The organism is Escherichia sp. MOD1-EC7011 (assembly GCF_002965005.1).
Classification (GTDB): Bacteria; Pseudomonadota; Gammaproteobacteria; order Enterobacterales; family Enterobacteriaceae; genus Escherichia; species Escherichia ruysiae.
Genome location: NZ_PTRD01000019.1, coordinates 75,996 through 94,438 on the forward strand (window position 1 = coordinate 75,996; position 18,443 = coordinate 94,438).

Annotated in this window: 17 protein-coding genes and 1 other annotated feature; of the genes, 4 read left to right on the forward strand and 13 right to left on the reverse strand. The window is 51.9% G+C overall.

Translation table 11 applies throughout. The features are described from left to right. From thrA to yjjY, 4 genes are all read right to left on the reverse strand, one after another. A complete protein-coding gene (gene thrA, locus A7098_RS09090; RefSeq protein WP_105280691.1) occupies positions 1–2,463 on the reverse strand; it encodes a bifunctional aspartate kinase/homoserine dehydrogenase I in 2,463 nt (820 codons plus the stop codon). A 25-nt stretch (positions 2,464–2,488) separates the two neighbouring features. After that, positions 2,489–2,608: a sequence feature (Thr leader region), on the reverse strand. Beyond that, positions 2,544–2,609, reverse strand: coding sequence for a thr operon leader peptide (thrL, locus tag A7098_RS09095; protein WP_001386572.1), 66 nt, complete (start codon positions 2,607–2,609; stop codon positions 2,544–2,546). It overlaps the preceding feature by 65 nt. Before the next feature lie 212 nt (positions 2,610–2,821). After that, entirely contained in the window at positions 2,822–3,508 is a 687-nt protein-coding gene (locus A7098_RS09100; RefSeq protein ID WP_085460295.1) for a tRNA/rRNA methyltransferase, read from the reverse strand. Between the two features lie 399 nt (positions 3,509–3,907). After that, on the reverse strand, positions 3,908–4,048 hold the full coding sequence (yjjY, locus tag A7098_RS09105; RefSeq protein WP_001303782.1) for a protein YjjY: 141 nt from the start codon (positions 4,046–4,048) through the stop codon (positions 3,908–3,910). 95 nt (positions 4,049–4,143) lie between these two features. Here yjjY and arcA point away from each other — a divergent pair, with 95 nt between their 5' ends. Then, positions 4,144–4,860 (forward strand): two-component system response regulator ArcA, encoded by a 717-nt coding sequence (gene arcA, locus A7098_RS09110; RefSeq protein ID WP_001194358.1) that lies wholly within the window; start codon positions 4,144–4,146, stop codon positions 4,858–4,860. Between the two features lie 58 nt (positions 4,861–4,918). Here the strand turns inward: arcA and creD are convergent, their stop codons facing one another. Genes creD through creA form a run of 4 tightly spaced genes read right to left on the reverse strand, consistent with a single transcriptional unit; the run spans position 4,919 to position 8,928 of the window. Continuing rightward, positions 4,919–6,271 carry a cell envelope integrity protein CreD gene (gene creD, locus A7098_RS09115; protein WP_000920370.1) on the reverse strand — a complete coding sequence of 451 codons (1,353 nt, stop codon included), beginning with the start codon at positions 6,269–6,271 and terminating at the stop codon, positions 4,919–4,921. A gap of 57 nt (positions 6,272–6,328) precedes the next feature. After that, positions 6,329–7,753 (reverse strand): two-component system sensor histidine kinase CreC, encoded by a 1,425-nt coding sequence (creC, locus tag A7098_RS09120; protein ID WP_032224350.1) that lies wholly within the window; start codon positions 7,751–7,753, stop codon positions 6,329–6,331. After that, positions 7,753–8,442: a two-component system response regulator CreB gene (creB, locus tag A7098_RS09125; RefSeq protein ID WP_001188653.1), complete on the reverse strand. Its 690-nt coding sequence runs from the start codon at positions 8,440–8,442 to the stop codon at positions 7,753–7,755. The genes creC and creB overlap by 1 nt, the downstream gene beginning before the upstream one ends. 12 nt (positions 8,443–8,454) lie before the next feature. After that, positions 8,455–8,928: a protein CreA gene (gene creA / locus A7098_RS09130; protein WP_000875485.1), complete on the reverse strand. Its 474-nt coding sequence runs from the start codon at positions 8,926–8,928 to the stop codon at positions 8,455–8,457. A 211-nt stretch (positions 8,929–9,139) separates the two neighbouring features. Here creA and robA point away from each other — a divergent pair, with 211 nt between their 5' ends. Continuing rightward, positions 9,140–10,009: an MDR efflux pump AcrAB transcriptional activator RobA gene (robA, locus tag A7098_RS09135; protein ID WP_000371672.1), complete on the forward strand. Its 870-nt coding sequence runs from the start codon at positions 9,140–9,142 to the stop codon at positions 10,007–10,009. Here the strand turns inward: robA and gpmB are convergent. Further along, positions 10,006–10,653 (reverse strand): 2,3-diphosphoglycerate-dependent phosphoglycerate mutase GpmB, encoded by a 648-nt coding sequence (gene gpmB / locus A7098_RS09140; RefSeq protein ID WP_000942335.1) that lies wholly within the window; start codon positions 10,651–10,653, stop codon positions 10,006–10,008. The genes robA and gpmB overlap by 4 nt on opposite strands. A 51-nt stretch (positions 10,654–10,704) precedes the next feature. Here gpmB and yjjX point away from each other — a divergent pair, with 51 nt between their 5' ends. Further along, positions 10,705–11,226 carry an inosine/xanthosine triphosphatase gene (yjjX, locus tag A7098_RS09145; protein ID WP_032224345.1) on the forward strand — a complete coding sequence of 174 codons (522 nt, stop codon included), beginning with the start codon at positions 10,705–10,707 and terminating at the stop codon, positions 11,224–11,226. Positions 11,227–11,310: 84 nt separating this feature from the next. Here yjjX and trpR read toward each other — a convergent pair whose 3' ends face one another. Both trpR and sltY read right to left on the reverse strand, forming a co-directional pair. Beyond that, positions 11,311–11,637 (reverse strand): trp operon repressor, encoded by a 327-nt coding sequence (trpR, locus tag A7098_RS09150; protein WP_000068670.1) that lies wholly within the window; start codon positions 11,635–11,637, stop codon positions 11,311–11,313. 89 nt (positions 11,638–11,726) lie between these two features. Continuing rightward, complete coding sequence (sltY, locus tag A7098_RS09155) at positions 11,727–13,664, reverse strand: murein transglycosylase (RefSeq protein WP_000409436.1); 1,938 nt, start codon at positions 13,662–13,664, stop codon at positions 11,727–11,729. A gap of 210 nt (positions 13,665–13,874) precedes the next feature. Here sltY and ettA point away from each other — a divergent pair, with 210 nt between their 5' ends. Further along, positions 13,875–15,542 carry an energy-dependent translational throttle protein EttA gene (gene ettA, locus A7098_RS09165; protein ID WP_000046760.1) on the forward strand — a complete coding sequence of 556 codons (1,668 nt, stop codon included), beginning with the start codon at positions 13,875–13,877 and terminating at the stop codon, positions 15,540–15,542. 234 nt (positions 15,543–15,776) lie between these two features. Here ettA and nadR read toward each other — a convergent pair whose 3' ends face one another. Further along, on the reverse strand, positions 15,777–17,009 hold the full coding sequence (gene nadR / locus A7098_RS09170; RefSeq protein ID WP_105280692.1) for a multifunctional transcriptional regulator/nicotinamide-nucleotide adenylyltransferase/ribosylnicotinamide kinase NadR: 1,233 nt from the start codon (positions 17,007–17,009) through the stop codon (positions 15,777–15,779). 20 nt (positions 17,010–17,029) lie between these two features. Beyond that, positions 17,030–18,412: a DNA repair protein RadA gene (gene radA, locus A7098_RS09175; protein WP_001029698.1), complete on the reverse strand. Its 1,383-nt coding sequence runs from the start codon at positions 18,410–18,412 to the stop codon at positions 17,030–17,032. Between the last annotated feature and the right edge of the window lie 31 nt (positions 18,413–18,443).

Consider the following 18,443-nt stretch of genomic DNA (forward strand, 5'->3'; position numbering starts at 1 on the left):
TCAGACTCCTAACTTCCATGAGAGGGTGCGTAGCAGATCGGCAAAGACACCGGCAGCCGTAACGTCATTGCCCGCGCCGTATCCGCGCAGAACCAACGGCAGCGGCTGATAATAGTGGCTATAGAAGGCCAGGGCGTTTTCGCCATTTTTCACTTTGAACAGCGGATCGTTACCGTCCACTTCAGCAATTTTCACGCGGCAGACGCCATCGTCATCAATATTGCCAACATAGCGCAAAACTTTACCCTCATCACGAGCCTTCGCCACGCGCGCGGCAAAGAGATCGTCGAGCTGTGACAGATTCGCCATAAAAGCTGCAACATCACCCTCTGCGTTAAACTCTGCGGGCAGCACAGGTTCGATCTCGATATCCGCCAGCTCCAGTTCACGTCCAGTTTCACGGGCGAGAATCAACAGTTTGCGCGCCACATCCATACCAGAAAGATCATCTCGCGGATCCGGTTCGGTATACCCCATTTCCCGCGCCAGCGTGGTCGCCTCGGAGAAACTCATGCCTTCGTCTAACTTGCCGAAGATATAAGAAAGCGAACCTGAAAGAATGCCGGAGAACTTCATCAATTCATCACCAGCATTGAGCAGATTTTGCAGGTTCTCAATAACCGGTAATCCAGCCCCAACGTTGGTGTCATAGAGGAATTTACGCCGCGATTTTTCCGCCGCATAACGCAACAGATGGTAGTAATCCATCGACGAGGTGTTGGCCTTTTTGTTCGGCGTGACAACGTGGAAACCTTCGCGCAGGAAGTCGGCATATTGATCCGCCACCGCCTGGCTGGAGGTGCAGTCAACAATGACCGGGTTCAGCAGATGATATTCTTTCACCAGGCGAATTAAGCGCCCAAGGTTGAACGCCTCTTTGGCTTGCGCCAGTTCTTCCTGCCAGTTTTCCAGGTTGAGGCCATGCACATTAGTCAGCAACGCCTTCGAGTTGGCAACGCCACAGACTCGTAAATCAATATGTTTGTTCTTCAGCCAGCTTTGCTGACGCTTTAGTTGCTCCAGCAGCGCGCCGCCAACACCGCCAACGCCAATCACAAATACTTCGATAACCTGATCGGTATTGAACAGCATCTGGTGAGTAACGCGCACACCAGTCGTCGCGTCATCGTTATTTACTACGACAGAGATTGAGCGTTCAGAAGAACCCTGAGCAATGGCGACAATGTTGATATTGGCACGAGCCAGCGCGGCAAAGAATTTCGCCGAGATCCCACGCAGCGTGCGCATACCATCGCCCACCACCGAGATAATGGCCAGTCGTTCCGTCACCGCCAGCGGCTCCAGTAAACCTTCTTTCAGTTCAAGATAGAACTCTTCCTGCATTGCCCGTTCAGCTCGCACACAGTCGCTTTGTGGAACGCAGAAACTGATGCTGTATTCGGAAGACGATTGCGTAATCAGCACCACTGAAATGCGGGCGCGTGACATTGCTGCAAAGACGCGCGCCGCCATGCCGACCATTCCTTTCATTCCTGGACCGGAAACGCTGAACATCGCCATGTTATTCAGATTGGAAATGCCCTTGACCGGTAATTCGTCTTCATCACGGCTGGCACCGATGAGCGTCCCCGGCGCTTGTGGATTTCCGGTGTTTTTAATCAGGCAAGGGATCTGGAACTGAGCGATGGGGGTAATGGTGCGGGGGTGAAGAACTTTAGCGCCGAAGTAGGAAAGCTCCATCGCTTCCTGATAGGACATCGACTTTAACAACCTCGCATCGGGCACCTGACGCGGGTCGCAGGTATAGACACCGTCGACGTCCGTCCAGATCTCGCAACAATCGGCACGTAAACAGGCGGCCAGTACCGCAGCGGAGTAGTCGGAACCGTTACGTCCCAGCACCACCAGTTCGCCTTTTTCATTACCGGCGGTGAAACCTGCCATCAGCACCATGTGGTCAGCCGGAATGCGGCTTGCCGCAATACGGCGGGTGGACTCAGCAATATCGACGGTAGATTCGAGGTAATGACCGACTGCCAGCAGTTTTTCGACCGGATCGATAACGGTAACGTTATGTCCGCGCGCTTCCAGTACACCGGCCATAATGGCGATCGACATTTTTTCACCACGGCAGATCAACGCAGCGTTGATGCTGTCCGGGCACTGTCCCAACAGGCTGATACCATGCAGAACATGTTTGATTTGGGCAAATTCTTGATCGACGAACGTTTTCAGTTGCGCCAGCGGAAAACCCGGCTGGGCGGCGGCGAGTCCCGTCAGAAGTTCGGCAAAAATACGTTCGGCATCGCTGATATTAGGCAAAGCATCCTGGCCGCTAATCGTTTTTTCAATCATCGCCACCAGATGGTTGGTTATTTTGGCAGGAGCAGAGAGGACTGTAGCCACCTGCCCCTGCCTGGCATTGCTCTCCAGAATATCGGCAACCCGCAGAAAACGTTCTGCATTTGCCACTGATGTACCGCCGAACTTCAACACTCGCATGGTTGTTACCTCGTTACCTTTGGTCGAAAAAAAAGCCCGCACTGTCAGGTGCGGGCTTTTTTCTGTGTTTCCTGTACGCGTCAGCCCGCACCGTTACCTGTGGTAATGGTGATGGTAGTGGTAATGGTGGTGCTGATGCGTTTCATGGATGTTGTGTACTCTGTAATTTTTATCTGTCTGTGCGCTATGCCTATATTGGTTAAAGTATTTAGTGACCTAAGTCAATAAAATTTTAATTTACTCACGGCAGGTAACCAGTTCATAAGCTGCTGGCAGATGCTCTTTTTTAATCCATTCAGAGACAGATTTCCCGTTGCAGTCAGAATGAAAACCTAAAAACAACATGACGTGGCGTTTTTTATTTGGTGATATTTTTTTCAATATCATGCAACAAACGATGCAACATTGCGGTATCTCGTTGCTCTAAAAGCCCCAGACGTTGCTGTAACCAGTCGACCAGTTTTGTGTCATCTGCCACCGCTAACGTCGTTAACAACGACATGGCACGTTCGCGTAAAGCGCGCAGTTGATGTTGGTCTGCCGTTGCGTCACTTTTCGTCGGTTGTTGTATTAATGTTGCTAATTGATAGCAATAGACCATCACCGCCTGCCCCAGATTGAGCGAAGGGTAATCCGCCACCATTGGCACGCCGGTAAGAATATCAGCCAGTGCCAGTTCCTCGTTGGTCAGCCCGGAATCTTCACGACCAAAGACCAGCGCCACATGATTCATCCACGCCGATTTTTCTTCCAACAATGGCACCAGTTCCACCGGTGTCGCGTAGTAATGATATTTCGCCCGACTACGCGCTGTAGTGGCGACAGTGAAATCTACGTCATGTAACGATTCAGCCAGCGTCGGAAAAACTTTAATATTATCAATAATATCACCGGATCCATGTGCAACCCATCGGGTGGCTGGCTCCAGGTGTGCCTGACTATCGACAATTCGCAGTTCGCTAAAACCCATCGTTTTCATTGCCCGCGCTGCTGCCCCAATATTTTCTGCTCTGGCGGGTGCAACCAGAATAATCGTCAAACGCATGTTGCTACTCTTCTTGACCAAATAACCGCGAATAGAGTGATGAATGTCAACTTACTGCGCGGAGAGAATTTACAAAATATTAACGCAAGTCGCAGAAAAAGCCCTTTACTTAACTTAAAAAAAGCTAAACTATTTCTTGACTGTACTAACCGTTCAATTGTTAAAAAACGCTACATATCTTTCTGTTTACTTAGGATAATTTTATAAAAAATAAATCTCGACAATTGGATTCACCACGTTTATTAGTTGTAGGATGCAACTAGTTGGATTATTAAAATAATGTGACGAAAGCTAGCATTTAGATACGATGATTTCATCAAACTGTTAACGTGCTACAATTGAACTTGATATATGTCAACGAAGCGTAGTTTTATTGGGTGTCCGGCACGTCTTAGCCTGTTATGTCGCTGTTAAAATGGTTAGGATGACAGCCGTTTTTGACACTGTCGGGTCCTGAGGGAAAGTACCCACGACCAAGCTAATGATGTTGTTGACGTTGATGGAAAGTGCATCAAGAACGCAATTACGTACTTTAGTCATGTTACGCCGATCATGTTAATTTGCAGCATGTATCAGGCAGGTCAGGGACTTTTGTACTTCCTGTTTCGATTTAGTTGGCAATTTAGGTAGCAAACATGCAGACCCCGCACATTCTTATCGTTGAAGACGAGTTGGTAACACGCAACACGTTGAAAAGTATTTTCGAAGCGGAAGGCTATGATGTTTTCGAAGCGACAGATGGCGCGGAAATGCATCAGATCCTCTCTGAATATGACATCAACCTGGTGATCATGGATATCAATCTGCCGGGTAAGAACGGTCTTCTGTTAGCGCGTGAACTGCGCGAGCAGGCGAATGTTGCGTTGATGTTCCTGACTGGCCGTGACAACGAAGTCGATAAAATTCTCGGCCTCGAAATCGGTGCAGACGATTACATCACCAAACCGTTCAACCCGCGTGAACTGACTATCCGTGCACGCAACTTGCTGTCTCGTACCATGAATCTGGGTACTGTCAGCGAAGAACGTCGTAGCGTTGAAAGCTACAAGTTCAATGGTTGGGAACTGGACATCAACAGCCGTTCGTTGATCGGCCCTGATGGCGAGCAGTACAAACTGCCGCGCAGCGAGTTCCGCGCCATGCTTCACTTCTGTGAAAACCCAGGCAAAATTCAGTCCCGTGCTGAACTGCTGAAGAAAATGACCGGTCGTGAGCTGAAGCCGCACGACCGTACTGTAGACGTGACAATCCGTCGTATTCGTAAGCATTTCGAATCTACGCCGGATACGCCGGAAATCATCGCCACCATTCACGGTGAAGGTTATCGTTTCTGCGGTGATCTGGAAGATTAATCGGTTTACCACCGTCAAAAAAAACGGCGCTTTTTAGCGCCGTTTTTATTTTTCAACATTATTTCCAGATGCGTAACTCATCGTCTGTTGTGACTTCTTTACTGGTTTTCATTTTCGGTAGTGAAAATGCATACCAGTCGATATCACGTGTCACAAACATCATGCCAGCCAGCGCCACCACCAGCACACAGGTTCCCAACAACAGCGCGCTATCGGCAGAATTCAGCAGTCCCCACATCACGCCATCCAGCAACAACAGCGCGAGAGTAAACAACATGCTGTTGCGCCAGCCTTTTAATACTGCCTGTAAGTAAATACCGTTCATTAACGCCCCAATCAGACTGGCGATTATCCATGCCACGGTAAAACCGGTATGTTCAGAAAGCGCCAGCAAGAGCAAATAAAACATCACCAATGACAGCCCTACCAGCAAATATTGCATCGGGTGTAAACGCTTTGCCGTTAATGTTTCAAAGACAAAGAAGGCCATAAAAGTTAGCGAGATCAGCAAAATGGCGTACTTGGTCGCCCGATCCGTTAATTGATACTGATCGGCTGGCGTAGTGACTGCGACGCTAAACGCCGGGAAATTTTCCCAGCCGCTATCATTGCCTGAAGCAAAACGCTCACCGAGATTATTAGCAAACCAGCTACTTTGCCATTGCGCCTGAAAACCGGATGCACTTAACTCCCGTTTCGTTGGCAAAAAATCGCCTAAAAAACTGGGGTGCGGCCAGTTGCTGGTTAAGGTCATCTCGCTATTACGTCCCGTCGGCACCACAGAAAAATCACCAGTACCGCTTAAATTCAGCGCCATATTCAACTTCAGGTTCTGCTTCAGCCAGTCTCCTTCGGGTAAAGGGATATGTACGCCCTGCCCGCCTTGCTCTAACCCGGTGCCAGGTTCAATGCTCAGCGCAGTTCCGTTAAGTTCAGGCGCTTTCACCACGCCAATACCACGCGCATCCCCGACGCTAATCACAATAAATGGCTTGCCTAAGGTGATATTTGGCGCGTTGAGTTCGCTAAGACGCGAAACGTCAAAATCGGCTTTCAGCGTTAAATCACTGTGCCAGACCTGGCCGGAATAAATACCGATCTTCCGTTCTTCCACGTTCTGATTGCCATCAACCATCAACGACTCAGGTAACCAAAAATGGATAAAACTTCGTTTCCGCTCCACGGTTTTATCCTCTTCCTGCACCGTATAAAGCTCGGTCACAGGAATAGCGATGAGCGGCCCAACGAGTTTTTGCGGTCCGCTGGTGCTTTGGCGAATCGCATCTTCCACATCGCTCCGGTAATCGGCACGTTCGACAATCACCTGCCGAATCAACATTAATGGAATTAACAACAGCAACACCGTGCCAAACAAAGTGGTCATTTTCCAGAACAGGGGGGATTTCAACATAGTCTTCTCCTTTGCAATGACGGCAGTGTATGAAGGCTATGTGAGAAGAATTTGAAGTTATGTGAAGTGACGGTGAAGCCGAAGCGAGGCCAGCACACCGCTTTCCGGCATGTTGTGCAGCGTGACTTCGCCATTGAGCAAACGGGCAACTTCGCTGACAAACGCCAGCCCAAGACCACTGCTTTTTTGCCCATTTGCACGCGGTAAAGAGTAAAAGCGTTCAAAAATGCGCGACAGCGCGTAGTCAGGAATGCCACTGCCGGTATCCTGCACCTTAAGCGTAACTTGCTCCTCATCTGCCACAGCACTAAGCGTTATGCAGCCATGATCGGGAGTAAAATCGATGGCGTTATCCAGTAAATTCCCCAGCGCCTGCTCCAGTAACGCAGGTTCAGCAGCAACCTTAACCTCTGTAGGCATAACATGCAGAGTGATATTTTTTTCTGCCAACTGCACGGTGCGCGCTTCGCTGATGCGGTTAAATAATGCCGCTACGTCAACCGCAGAAAGAACCACTTCCTGGCGATTCTCCAGTCTTGCCTGGCGTAATAACGTTTCCACCAGTGCCTGCATTCGCGCATTTTGCGTCAAAATATTATCGGTAAAGCGAGCCACCACTTCTGGCGGCGGGCCTTCACGTAAAATTTCCGCTGCGCCACGAATCGCCGCCAGTGGGCTTTTTAGCTCATGCGTTAATGCGTAAACATACTGCTCAATATAGTTTTTCCCTTCCAGCTTCACGCGCATACTTTCCAGCGCCTGCGCTAACTTACGCAGCTCGCTACTGCCGAGTTCAGGGAGAGGAACGGGTTTATTGTCGGTAACGGAATCAGCATAGCGGGTGAGTCGGGCAATGGAGCGGTTGATCCACCAAACCATTCCCGCGCCAATCACCAGCGCAATCCCCAGCAAAATGGTACTCGCCCATAAAATTCGTCGCTCGCTGCGTTTAATGACCGGTGCCATCGCCGCGTTCGGTTTGCCTACGCTCAAAACGCCAATAAGCCGTGAACCGTCCATAATCGGCGCGGCGACATACATCACAGAACTTTCGGGGTCGGCAGGATTTTGCAACGTGCTGCGCGCACCATACTGACCACGCAACGTTAGCCAGACATCATTCCAGCGGGAATAATCCTGTCCCACGGCTTTGTTTGCCGAATCGAACAATACTTTGCCCTGCGCATCAGTCATATAGACATGGTATTCATTGCGCACTTTGTTAATGCCGCCGATATTGGCGCGAAACGGGCGATTTTGTAGCTGGTTAAACGCCTGCGCCAGTTGCCCATGCGTTGGGTCACCAGAGAGCAAATCGGGACGCGCCAGCTCCGCCAGCAACGTTGCGGTGTCGATCAGCGTACCTTCCGTCGCCCTTCGCACACCCGGTTTAACTTCTTTGACAAAAATTGCCAGTACGAACCAGGCTGCCACCGCCACCAGTAAAAAATAGCCCAGCAATAGGCGCATCCCGATGCGCATTACAGGCTCCTCAGGCTGTATCCCATTCCGCGATGAGTATTAATTGGCGAAAGGTCGGGATTTATAGCGCGCAGTTTGGCGCGCAGCGTTTTGATGTGAGTATCGACAGTGCGATCGTAAGTGTCCTGTGCATCTTCCCAGACGCTATCCATCAATTGCTGGCGTGACCAGACGCGGCCTGGCGACTTGAGTAACGTTTTCAACAACAGAAATTCGTACCGCGTCAGCGTTAATGGCGTGTCAAACCAGCTGATCTGCGCCGCAGGTTCATTCAGTTCAAAATGACCAATACGGATGACGGGAGACGGCGTAGAAAACTTCTTCACCCGACGCAGTAAGGTGCGCACCCTGGCGCACACTTCGCGAGGTGAAAACGGTTTAGCCACGTAGTCGTCAGCGCCAATCTCCAGCCCAAGCAGGCGATCCACCTCTTCACTACGGGCGGTCAGAAACAGTACAGGCAACGCAGGATGGAGCGCCAGCAACTGGCGACACAGTTCGAAACCGCTAATATCAGGCAGGCCGACATCGAGAATGATAACGTCAGGAACCTGCAGGCGCGCTTTATCCAGCGCCGGTAAGCCCCGTTCAAAGAACTCGACGGCAAAACCTTCCTGCTGCAACATGTAGACCAGCGTGTCGGCTATCCCTTGCTCGTCTTCCACTAACCAGACCGTTTCCCGTTGCATAAATCGCCTCTGTTATTGTCGCCACGGCATGACAGGAACGGCGCTGATGGCATTTTTCGGTGAACCATCGACAACTTTGTCGGAGTAAGCCAGGTAAGCGAGCGCGTTGCGTTTGGCGTCATAGAAACGCACGACCTGTAACGACTTAAAGACCAGAGAAGTCCGTTTTTTGAACACGACTTCGCCCTGAGCTTTGCCGTTTTTAATGCGATCCGACAGTTCAATCGGCCCTACCTGCTGGCAGGAAATGGCCGCATCGGAAGTATCTTCCGCCAGACCTAATCCCCCTTTAATACCGCCGGTTTTCGCCCGACTCACATAACAAGTGACATTTTTTACATCGGGATCGTCAAAGGCTTCCACGACAATTTTGTGATCCGGACCGATCATTTTAAATACGGTGTCGACCGAACCAATTTCTTCCGCATGAGCCAATGGTCCCAGCATTATCAGGCTTAAGGACAAGATCAAATGCTTGTATTTCATATTGTTACCATTTTTATAAGTTACACTGAGCAATTAGTTCGTCATGATAAATAACATATTGATTAAGAACAAAAACTCAATATTTTTATCTCCGTCAAGACCTAAAACATACTCTGCTAAGAAAAAAACACTGAATGCTAAAACAACAAAAAATGCTATTATCCAATTACCTGATGTCAGGTGCTCGTTGTTGAAAGGATGAGGATATTTTATGGATCAGGCCGGCATTATTCGCGACCTTTTAATCTGGCTGGAAGGTCATCTGGATCAGCCCCTGTCGCTCGACAATGTAGCGGCGAAAGCAGGTTATTCCAAGTGGCACTTACAGAGAATGTTTAAAGATGTCACTGGCCATGCTATTGGCGCGTATATTCGTGCTCGTCGTTTGTCGAAATCGGCGGTCGCACTACGCCTGACTGCGCGTCCGATTCTGGATATCGCGCTGCAATACCGCTTCGACTCTCAACAGACATTTACCCGCGCATTCAAGAAGCAGTTTGCCCAGACTCCCGCACTTTACCGCCGTTCTCCTGAATGGAGCGCCTTTGGTATTCGCCCGCCGCTGCGTCTGGGTGAATTTACCATGCCAGAGCACAAATTTGTCACCCTGGAAGATACGCCGCTGATTGGTGTTACCCAGAGCTACTCCTGTTCGCTGGAGCAAATCTCTGATTTCCGCCACGAAATGCGCTACCAGTTCTGGCACGATTTTCTCGGCAACTCGCCAACCATTCCACCAGTGCTTTACGGTTTGAACGAAACGCGTCCAAGCCAGGATAAAGATGACGAGCAAGAAGTGTTTTACACCACGGCTCTGGCTCGGGATCAAGCTGACGGCTATGTACTGACGGGACATCCGGTACTGTTGCAGGGTGGCGACTATGTGATGTTTACCTACGAAGGTCTGGGAACCGGCGTGCAGGAGTTTATTCTGACGGTATACGGAACCTGTATGCCGATGCTCAACCTGACCCGCCGTAAAGGTCAGGATATTGAGCGATACTACCCGGCAGAAGATGCCAAAGCGGGAGATCGCCCAATTAATCTGCGCTGCGAGCTGCTTATTCCAATACGTCGTTAACGCTGTAGCTCGTCTAATGCAGGGGCGTCCAGATGCGAGATGTCCCCTGCGGTTTCAACTACCCAGCCAGATGCCAGCCACAGGCTTTCCTGATAATCCACGCGCGAAATAGAACAGTTACGCAGACGTAAGCGGCGTTCTGCCCATGCCGGTAAGCCCAGAATGGTACTCACCAGGCATCCCAGCGCGATACCGTGACTCACCAGCAGTGGTCGACTTCCCGGTGGTAAATCCCGACAAGATTCCAGTGCTGCGTTAACGCGATCGCTAAGTTCCTGCATCGACTCGCCTTCAGGAATACGCCCGTCAACGGTGCCATTGACGAGCTGACGACGCCAGTTCTCTTCTTCTTCAGTCAGAGAGTCAATGTGTCTTTTCTCCAGCACGCCCATATTTAACTCACGCAAGCGGGAATCAAAGATGATGTCACAACCACAAGCCTGGGCGATGATTTCCGCCGTACGCCGGGTGCGGCCTAAATCACTACTGATGATATGCGTAATGCCAAGCTCTTTGGCACGGTTCGCCACCTGCATTGCCTGTTGCTCACCTTTTGCAGTCAGCGGGCTGTCAGACTGGCCCTGAATACGTCGCTCGGCGTTCCACTGTGTTTCACCGTGGCGGACAAGGTATACCTGTAACATGCTTTTTTTCCGTATACTGCTTTAACGTTAATTTTGTGAGTAATCCTGATTATGCACCATGTTGTCTGTGCGACCACCAATCCCGCTAAAATTCAGGCCATTCTGCAGGCATTTCACGAGATCTTCGGCGAAGGATCCTGCCACATTGAGTCCGTTGCCGTCGAGAGCGGCGTACCGGAACAGCCCTTTGGCAGTGAGGAAACGCGCGCTGGCGCACGAAATCGGGTAGCAAATTCTCGTCGTTTACGCCCAGAGGCTGATTTTTGGGTAGCAATTGAAGCGGGTATTGATGGTGACAGCACCTTCAGTTGGGTGGTGATTGAAAACGCGAGCCAGCGCGGTGAAGCGCGTTCGGCAACTTTGCCGTTACCTGCGGTGATTCTGGAGAAAGTGCGTGAGGGCGAGGCGCTTGGCCCCGTGATGTCGCGTTATACCGGCATTGATGAGATTGGCCGTAAAGAGGGCGCGATCGGCGTGTTTACCGCCGGGAAACTCACCCGCGCCAGCGTCTATCACCAGGCGGTGATCCTGGCGCTAAGTCCGTTTCATAATGCGGTATATCAGCCATTGTAGGACGGATAAGGCGTTCACGACGCATCCGGCATTCGGTGCGCAATGCCTGATGCGACGCTGACGCGTCTTATCAGGCCTACAAAATCAATCGCTTTTCAGCAGCACTTCTTCCAGCCACTGGCGCAATTCGACAGGCGCGGCTTTCAGACTGTTAGATCCACGAGTAATGGTCGCAATGCCCGCGCCGAGTTCATTTTTTAACTCACGCTGGCTCATTTCACCGCGCAACAACTCTTCTACGATACGCACGCGAGTCCCCAACGCTTCGCGCTCATCCGGCGTCAGCATCAGGTTTAGCAACGGTAAATGGAGATCGTTTTCGTAGGCATTCTTAAGCAGGTCAACAAAACGTAACCACTCCTGGTGACGCTGTTCTGCCATCGCTGCTGAATAGGGTGATTGTTGAGCCATAGTGTGTCGCCATTGTTAGCGGGGGAAGCCTGATGCCTCCCCCGGTTGTACTCGCAAAAGAGTACGATAGCATATCATAAACGGGCGGTTCAGTAACGACGCCCCCATTCTGTGGCGCTCAAAAGCGTCGGTTTATCGCCCATGAAATAGCGATAGTACGCGTCATAAGCCAGCACGTTCTTCACATAACCGCGCGTCTCGGAGAACGGGATACTCTCGACAAACGCCACCGCGTCGATACGTCCGGCGCTGTTGCCAAGCCAGGTACGCACTCTCCCTGGTCCCGCGTTATAGGCTGCCGATGAGAAAATGCGGTTATTACCAAACTGCTGATAAACATATTGCAGGTAACTGGTGCCAATGTTGATGTTCGTTTCCGGATCAAGCAATTGTCCCGGGCTGCTGTAACCTGGAATTGAGAACATCTTCACCGTATGGGTCGCTGTGCCAGGCATAATCTGCATCAGGCCGCTGGCGCCTACCGGCGACTTCACTTTCGGATTCCAGGCGCTCTCCTGGCGGGCAATCGCCATTGCATAGCTTTGCGGGATATCTTTGCCATTGGTGTAGCGTTTGAAAAGATCGTTGTAGGCCAGCGGGAATCGCTCTTCCAGATGATCCCACAGCTTCCCGGCGATCGTTGCCTGAACGCTAAGATCCCACCATTGGTTATTGAAAGCATATCGCGCCAGTTGAGCCTGCTCTGCTTTTGACTTGCTCTTCACAAGATTGGCCCACTCGCTACGCGCGGTATTATCGAGATTCCAGTACATCAACTCGCGCACGCGCGCCATCTCCGACCCCTGAGTCAGGGCGCTGTCAACATTCTGCGGCGCTTTATCAATCTTCAGCTCATACTCTTCGCCGATCCGCTGTGCAGCAACCATCGGGTAGAAACCACGCTGTTGCATGAGTTGATGCAAAATCTCTTTTGCTTCCGCTTCACGACCGCGTTCCAGCAGTAAATCCGCCTGCCAGTAACGCCATTCATCTTTCTCTTTCGCTTCCATCGGCAAGCGTGCCAGCCAGGTATTCAGGCCAGAACGGTCGCCAGTGCCAAGCGCCATCCGCACGCGTCGTTCAATTAACGACGTGGATTGCGAACGCATAATGGCGTCATCGCGCCATTTCGCCTGCTCGTCGGTGACGTCGTTGCCCATCAGACGCCAGGCGACGATATCGCGTAGCTCCTGAATCTGATCTTCATTAAGCTGCTGCGCCTGGGCAAGTGACGGAATCATCAGCCGTGCGTTTTCTGCATCCTGGCGCGCCACGCTGGCAAACGCCACCGCTGCCATCTGGCGGGTAAAATCAGTCGCTCCGGTAGTACGCGCGAAGGTCAGCACTGTATTAGGATCGTTCGCCAGCGAAATAATCGCCGAGGCGATAGTTTGATAATCGGCAGGCATCTGCCCTGCGAGTACCGTCACCAGCCCGGTATTGCCCGCTTTCATCGCCAGGCGGATACGCTCTAAATAAGCCAGTGGTTCTTGCTTACCGGACGCGCGCCAGACGCTAAACAACTTATCGCAAGCGTTAGGCTGACTCTTTCCGGTTAGCCAAAGTTCTTTCGCCCCCTGCCAAGCTTCTTCGCTCTGCCCGATATTCCATTTCGCATAGTAATAATTACATTGCGCTTCGGTAGTCCCTGGTTTTTCCGGGCTAAAAGCTAACAGACCACGCCAGTCTTCACGCCGCGCCAGTTCATTGACGAAGCGAGATTGTAGCGTGCGAGCGGGAGGAAGCGTGGGGTTAGCGCGAACAAAGTTAGTGACCTTGACCGCCGGTTGATTCATCAGGTCATCGGTAATCTGGCGGTATTCCAGGTAGGGATAAAGCGGATAATCCTTCAGTCCAGGCATCATTTGTTCGACCACATCCATTTGTCGATTATCCCAGGCCTGCTTGATTTGCGCGTAACGGCTACGCTGCTCATCCAGTGAGTCGGCTCGCGCCACGCTGCTGACCGTCAGCAGACAGACACCGGCAGCCAACAGCCGCCAGGTAACTTGTTTGGCTTTTTCCACAAGCGCATCCTCTAAGTGTAAATACATCAATGCAGCGTCATGCCGCCTAATAGATTTATGCTAACCAGTCATTGCCGTTTGTGCCACGTTATGGACACTTTTTTACTTTTACTGCGAGGGTGATCGACCGGCTGGGATTAGATAAGGAAACAGGCTACACTTCGCCTTTGAAAACTCATCATCACGATAAACATAGAGGCGAAGTCCAACGTGGCTCAATTCGTTTATACCATGCATCGTGTCGGCAAAGTTGTTCCGCCGAAACGTCATATTTTGAAAAACATCTCTCTGAGTTTCTTCCCTGGGGCAAAAATCGGCGTCCTGGGTCTGAACGGCGCCGGTAAATCTACCCTGCTGCGCATTATGGCGGGCATCGATAAAGACATCGAAGGCGAAGCGCGTCCGCAGCCGGATATCAAGATTGGTTATCTGCCGCAGGAACCGCAGCTAAACCCGGAACACACCGTGCGTGAGTCCATTGAAGAGGCGGTTTCTGAAGTGGTTAACGCCCTGAAACGTCTGGATGAAGTGTATGCGTTATACGCCGATCCGGATGCCGATTTCGACAAGCTGGCCGCTGAACAAGGCCGTCTGGAAGAGATCATTCAGGCTCACGACGGTCATAACCTGAACGTGCAACTGGAACGTGCAGCAGATGCGCTGCGTCTGCCGGACTGGGAGGCGAAAATCGCTAACCTCTCCGGTGGTGAGCGTCGTCGCGTGGCGTTGTGCCGCCTGCTGCTGGAAAAACCAGACATGCTGCTGCTCGACGAACCAACTAACCACCTGGATGCCGAATCCGTAGCGTGGCTGGAACGCTTCCTGCACGACTTCGAAGGCACCGTTGTGGCGATTACCCACGACCGTTACTTCCTCGATAACGTTGCGGGCTGGATCCTCGAACTTGACCGTGGCGAAGGTATTCCGTGGGAAGGTAACTACTCCTCCTGGCTGGAGCAGAAAGATCAGCGTCTGGCGCAGGAAGCTTCGCAAGAAGCAGCACGTCGTAAGTCGATTGAAAAAGAGCTGGAGTGGGTACGTCAGGGGACTAAAGGCCGTCAGTCGAAAGGTAAAGCACGTCTGGCGCGCTTTGAAGAGCTGAACAACACCGAATACCAGAAACGTAACGAAACCAACGAACTGTTTATTCCACCTGGACCGCGTCTGGGCGATAAAGTGTTGGAAGTCAGCAACCTGCGTAAATCCTACGGCGATCGCCTGCTGATTGACTCCCTGAGCTTCTCGATCCCGAAAGGGGCAATCGTCGGGATCATCGGGCCGAACGGTGCGGGTAAATCGACCCTGTTCCGTATGATCTCTGGTCAGGAACAGCCGGACAGCGGCACCATCACTTTAGGTGAAACGGTGAAACTGGCATCTGTTGATCAGTTCCGTGACTCAATGGATAACAGCAAAACCGTTTGGGAAGAAGTTTCCGGCGGACTGGATATCATGAAGATCGGTAACACCGAGATGCCGAGCCGTGCCTACGTAGGCCGCTTTAACTTTAAAGGGGTTGATCAAGGTAAACGCGTTGGCGAACTTTCCGGTGGTGAGCGCGGTCGTCTGCATCTGGCGAAGCTGCTGCAGGTTGGCGGCAACATGCTGCTGCTCGACGAACCGACCAACGATCTGGATATCGAAACCCTGCGTGCGCTGGAAAACGCCCTGCTGGAGTTCCCGGGCTGCGCGATGGTTATCTCGCACGACCGTTGGTTCCTCGACCGTATCGCGACGCACATTCTGGATTACCAGGATGAAGGTAAAGTCGAGTTCTTCGAAGGTAACTTTACCGAGTACGAAGAGTACAAGAAACGCACGCTGGGCGCAGACGCGCTGGAGCCGAAGCGTATCAAGTACAAGCGTATTGCGAAGTAATGCGTAAAATGCCGGATGCGGCGTGAACGCCTTATCCGGCCTACAAGTCCAGCGATTTCAATACGTTGCGAAACAGTAGGCCTGATAAGACGCGTCAGCGTTGCATCAGGCATTGGACTCCGAATGCCGGATGCGGCGTGAACGCCTTATCCGGCCTACAAGCCCAGCGATTTCAATACGTTGCGAAACAGTAGGCCTGATAAGACGCGTCAGCGTCGCATCAGGCATTGGGTCTTAACCCTGCTCCCCCATCATCTCCCGCACCAGCTCCACGCAGCGCAGGAAACGGCTGTCGTAATCGTCCTCTTCAACCCGCACAAATTCGATATTGTTCTCTTCCAGCATTTCCACCAGCAGATTCTGGAACTCTTTACGATCCACCGAACTACCGAGGCTGCGTAAACCATCCGCCACCCACGGCGTGTTATTCTCCAGCAGGATCACCAGATCAAAACGGTATTCATCGATCAGCGCCTGCACGAACGGATGCTCACGCCCTTCGTACTTTTTGCAGAACGCTTGGGTGGTCACGAAATCGGTGTCGATAAACGCCACTTTATTGGCATATTTAACTGCAAAATCAATATATTGTGCGTGACCCAGCGCGATTTTATCGTAGTCGGAATACTGCAACGCAATCTCATCTCCGCCAAGGTGTGAAAAGACATAATCACGACCAAACTCCCACGCACTGGTGGTGTTGAAAATGTTGGCGAGTTTGTTTACCAGGGTAGATTTACCGCTCGACTCGCCGCCGAGGATCGCCACGGTGCGCACAAAGAACGGTTTCACTTCGGTGGGAATATATTCCCAGTAGCGGAACGGGTTTTCGCGGATCTGCGCTCCGCTGATACTCATAAAAGTGCGTTTCGGATCGACAAGCACCGTTTCGATCCCCAGATGCTCCAGGTACTGTGGTGCGTCGGTCTCTTCCGAGGTGTAGATCAGATCCGGCTGAATGCCTTTTTCAGCCATAAACTTTTTGATGCCGTTGCTCCACACATCCCAACCGTGCGGATACGGCTCCATGCCCTCTTCGTTGAAGGCATGAATGCGGATATTTTTCTGATATTTAAAGGTTTGCAATAACCAGCGCAGACGATCCGGCACCGTTGGCTGCTGCGACATGGCGCTGTCTTCAAATAACGCGCGGTCGCGAGTATCGTCAAAGCCCATAATGATATGCAGCTCGTCAACCTGGCTACAGGCGCGCTGGATAAGGTAGATATGTCCGGTATGCAGCGGGTAGAACTTACCAAATACCACACCAATGATTTTCTTCTGTCGGGGAAACTCAAGCCCCAAAAAACGGTGCAACGCCTCCAGCTTTTGTGCGCTGGGGCTTTTGATTTTGGCATTCAGTAACTGGCTTAAATACCCTTTGGTCATACCGCTGGCATCAGCAACCTGCTGTAACGTGCAGCCTTGTTGCTTAATAGCGGTTTTCAGGTAATCAAATGACGACATATCTCCCTCCGTATCTCTCATTATAAGTCGTCGAACACGCTAAGCGCGTCGGAGAGTTTTTTAACGCCAAAAATCTGCATCCCTTCCGGCGCTTTTTTCGGCACGTTGGCCGCCGGAACAATCGCCCGGCGAAAACCGTGTTTCGCCGCTTCAGAGATTCGTTCCTGACCGCTGGGCACAGGGCGGATCTCCCCTGCCAGCCCCACTTCGCCAAACACCACCAGATCCTGCGGCAGCGGCCTGTCGCGCAGGCTGGAAACCATCGCCAGCAGTAACGCTAAATCGGCACTGGTTTCGGTCACCTTCACACCGCCGACCACGTTAACAAACACATCCTGATCGGCCATTTGCAGACCGCCATGACGGTGCAGCACCGCCAGCAGGATCGCCAGACGGTTTTGTTCCAGCCCGACCGCCACGCGGCGTGGGTTAGCCATCATCGAGTGATCGACCAGCGCCTGAATCTCCACCAGCAGCGGGCGCGTCCCTTCCCATACCACCATCACTGAACTACCAGAGGTCACTTCATCGCCACGACTTAAGAAGATTGCCGAAGGATTGCTGACTTCACGCAGCCCCTGCTCGGTCATCGCGAATACACCCAGCTCATTCACCGCGCCGAAGCGGTTTTTATGGCTGCGTAAGGTGCGAAAACGGGAGTCGGCATCGCCATCCAAAAGCACCGAACAGTCGATACAGTGTTCCAGCACTTTAGGGCCAGCCAGCGAGCCATCTTTGGTTACGTGCCCGACCATGACAATCGCCACGCCGCGTGTTTTGGCGAATCGCGTCAGATAAGCCGCCGTTTCACGCACCTGCGCCACGCTGCCTGGCGATGACTGAACATCCGCCATATGCATCACCTGGATCGAGTCAATTACCATCAGCTTCGGTTGCTCTTCTTCGGCAATCAGGCAGATTTGTTCGATGCTGGTTTCCGACAGCATATTAAGATTATCGGTCGGCAGGCCAAGGCGATGAGCGCGCATTGCCACCTGTTGCAGCGACTCTTCGCCAGTGACATACAGCGTTTTCATCTGCTGGGCCAGTTTGCACAGCGTTTGCAGCAGCAGCGTGGATTTCCCCGCACCTGGGTTACCGCCAATCAGAATGGCGCTTCCCGGCACTACCCCGCCGCCTAATACGCGGTCGAACTCTTTAAATCCGGTAGAAAAACGCGGCAATTCCTCAAGGCTGATATCCGACAGTTTCTGGACTTTCGCCACTCCGGCGCTACCGGCATAGCCACTGAGACGCTCGTTACGCGCCACCGTTGGCGACGCAGCAAGACGCACCTCGGTGATGGTGTTCCAGGCATGACAGGCGCTGCACTGCCCTTGCCAGCGCGGATAATCTGCCCCGCATTCATTACAAACAAAGGCGCGTTTTGGAGCTTTTGCCACGGTGTACCTCGTTAATGCTGTGCCGCCCGCA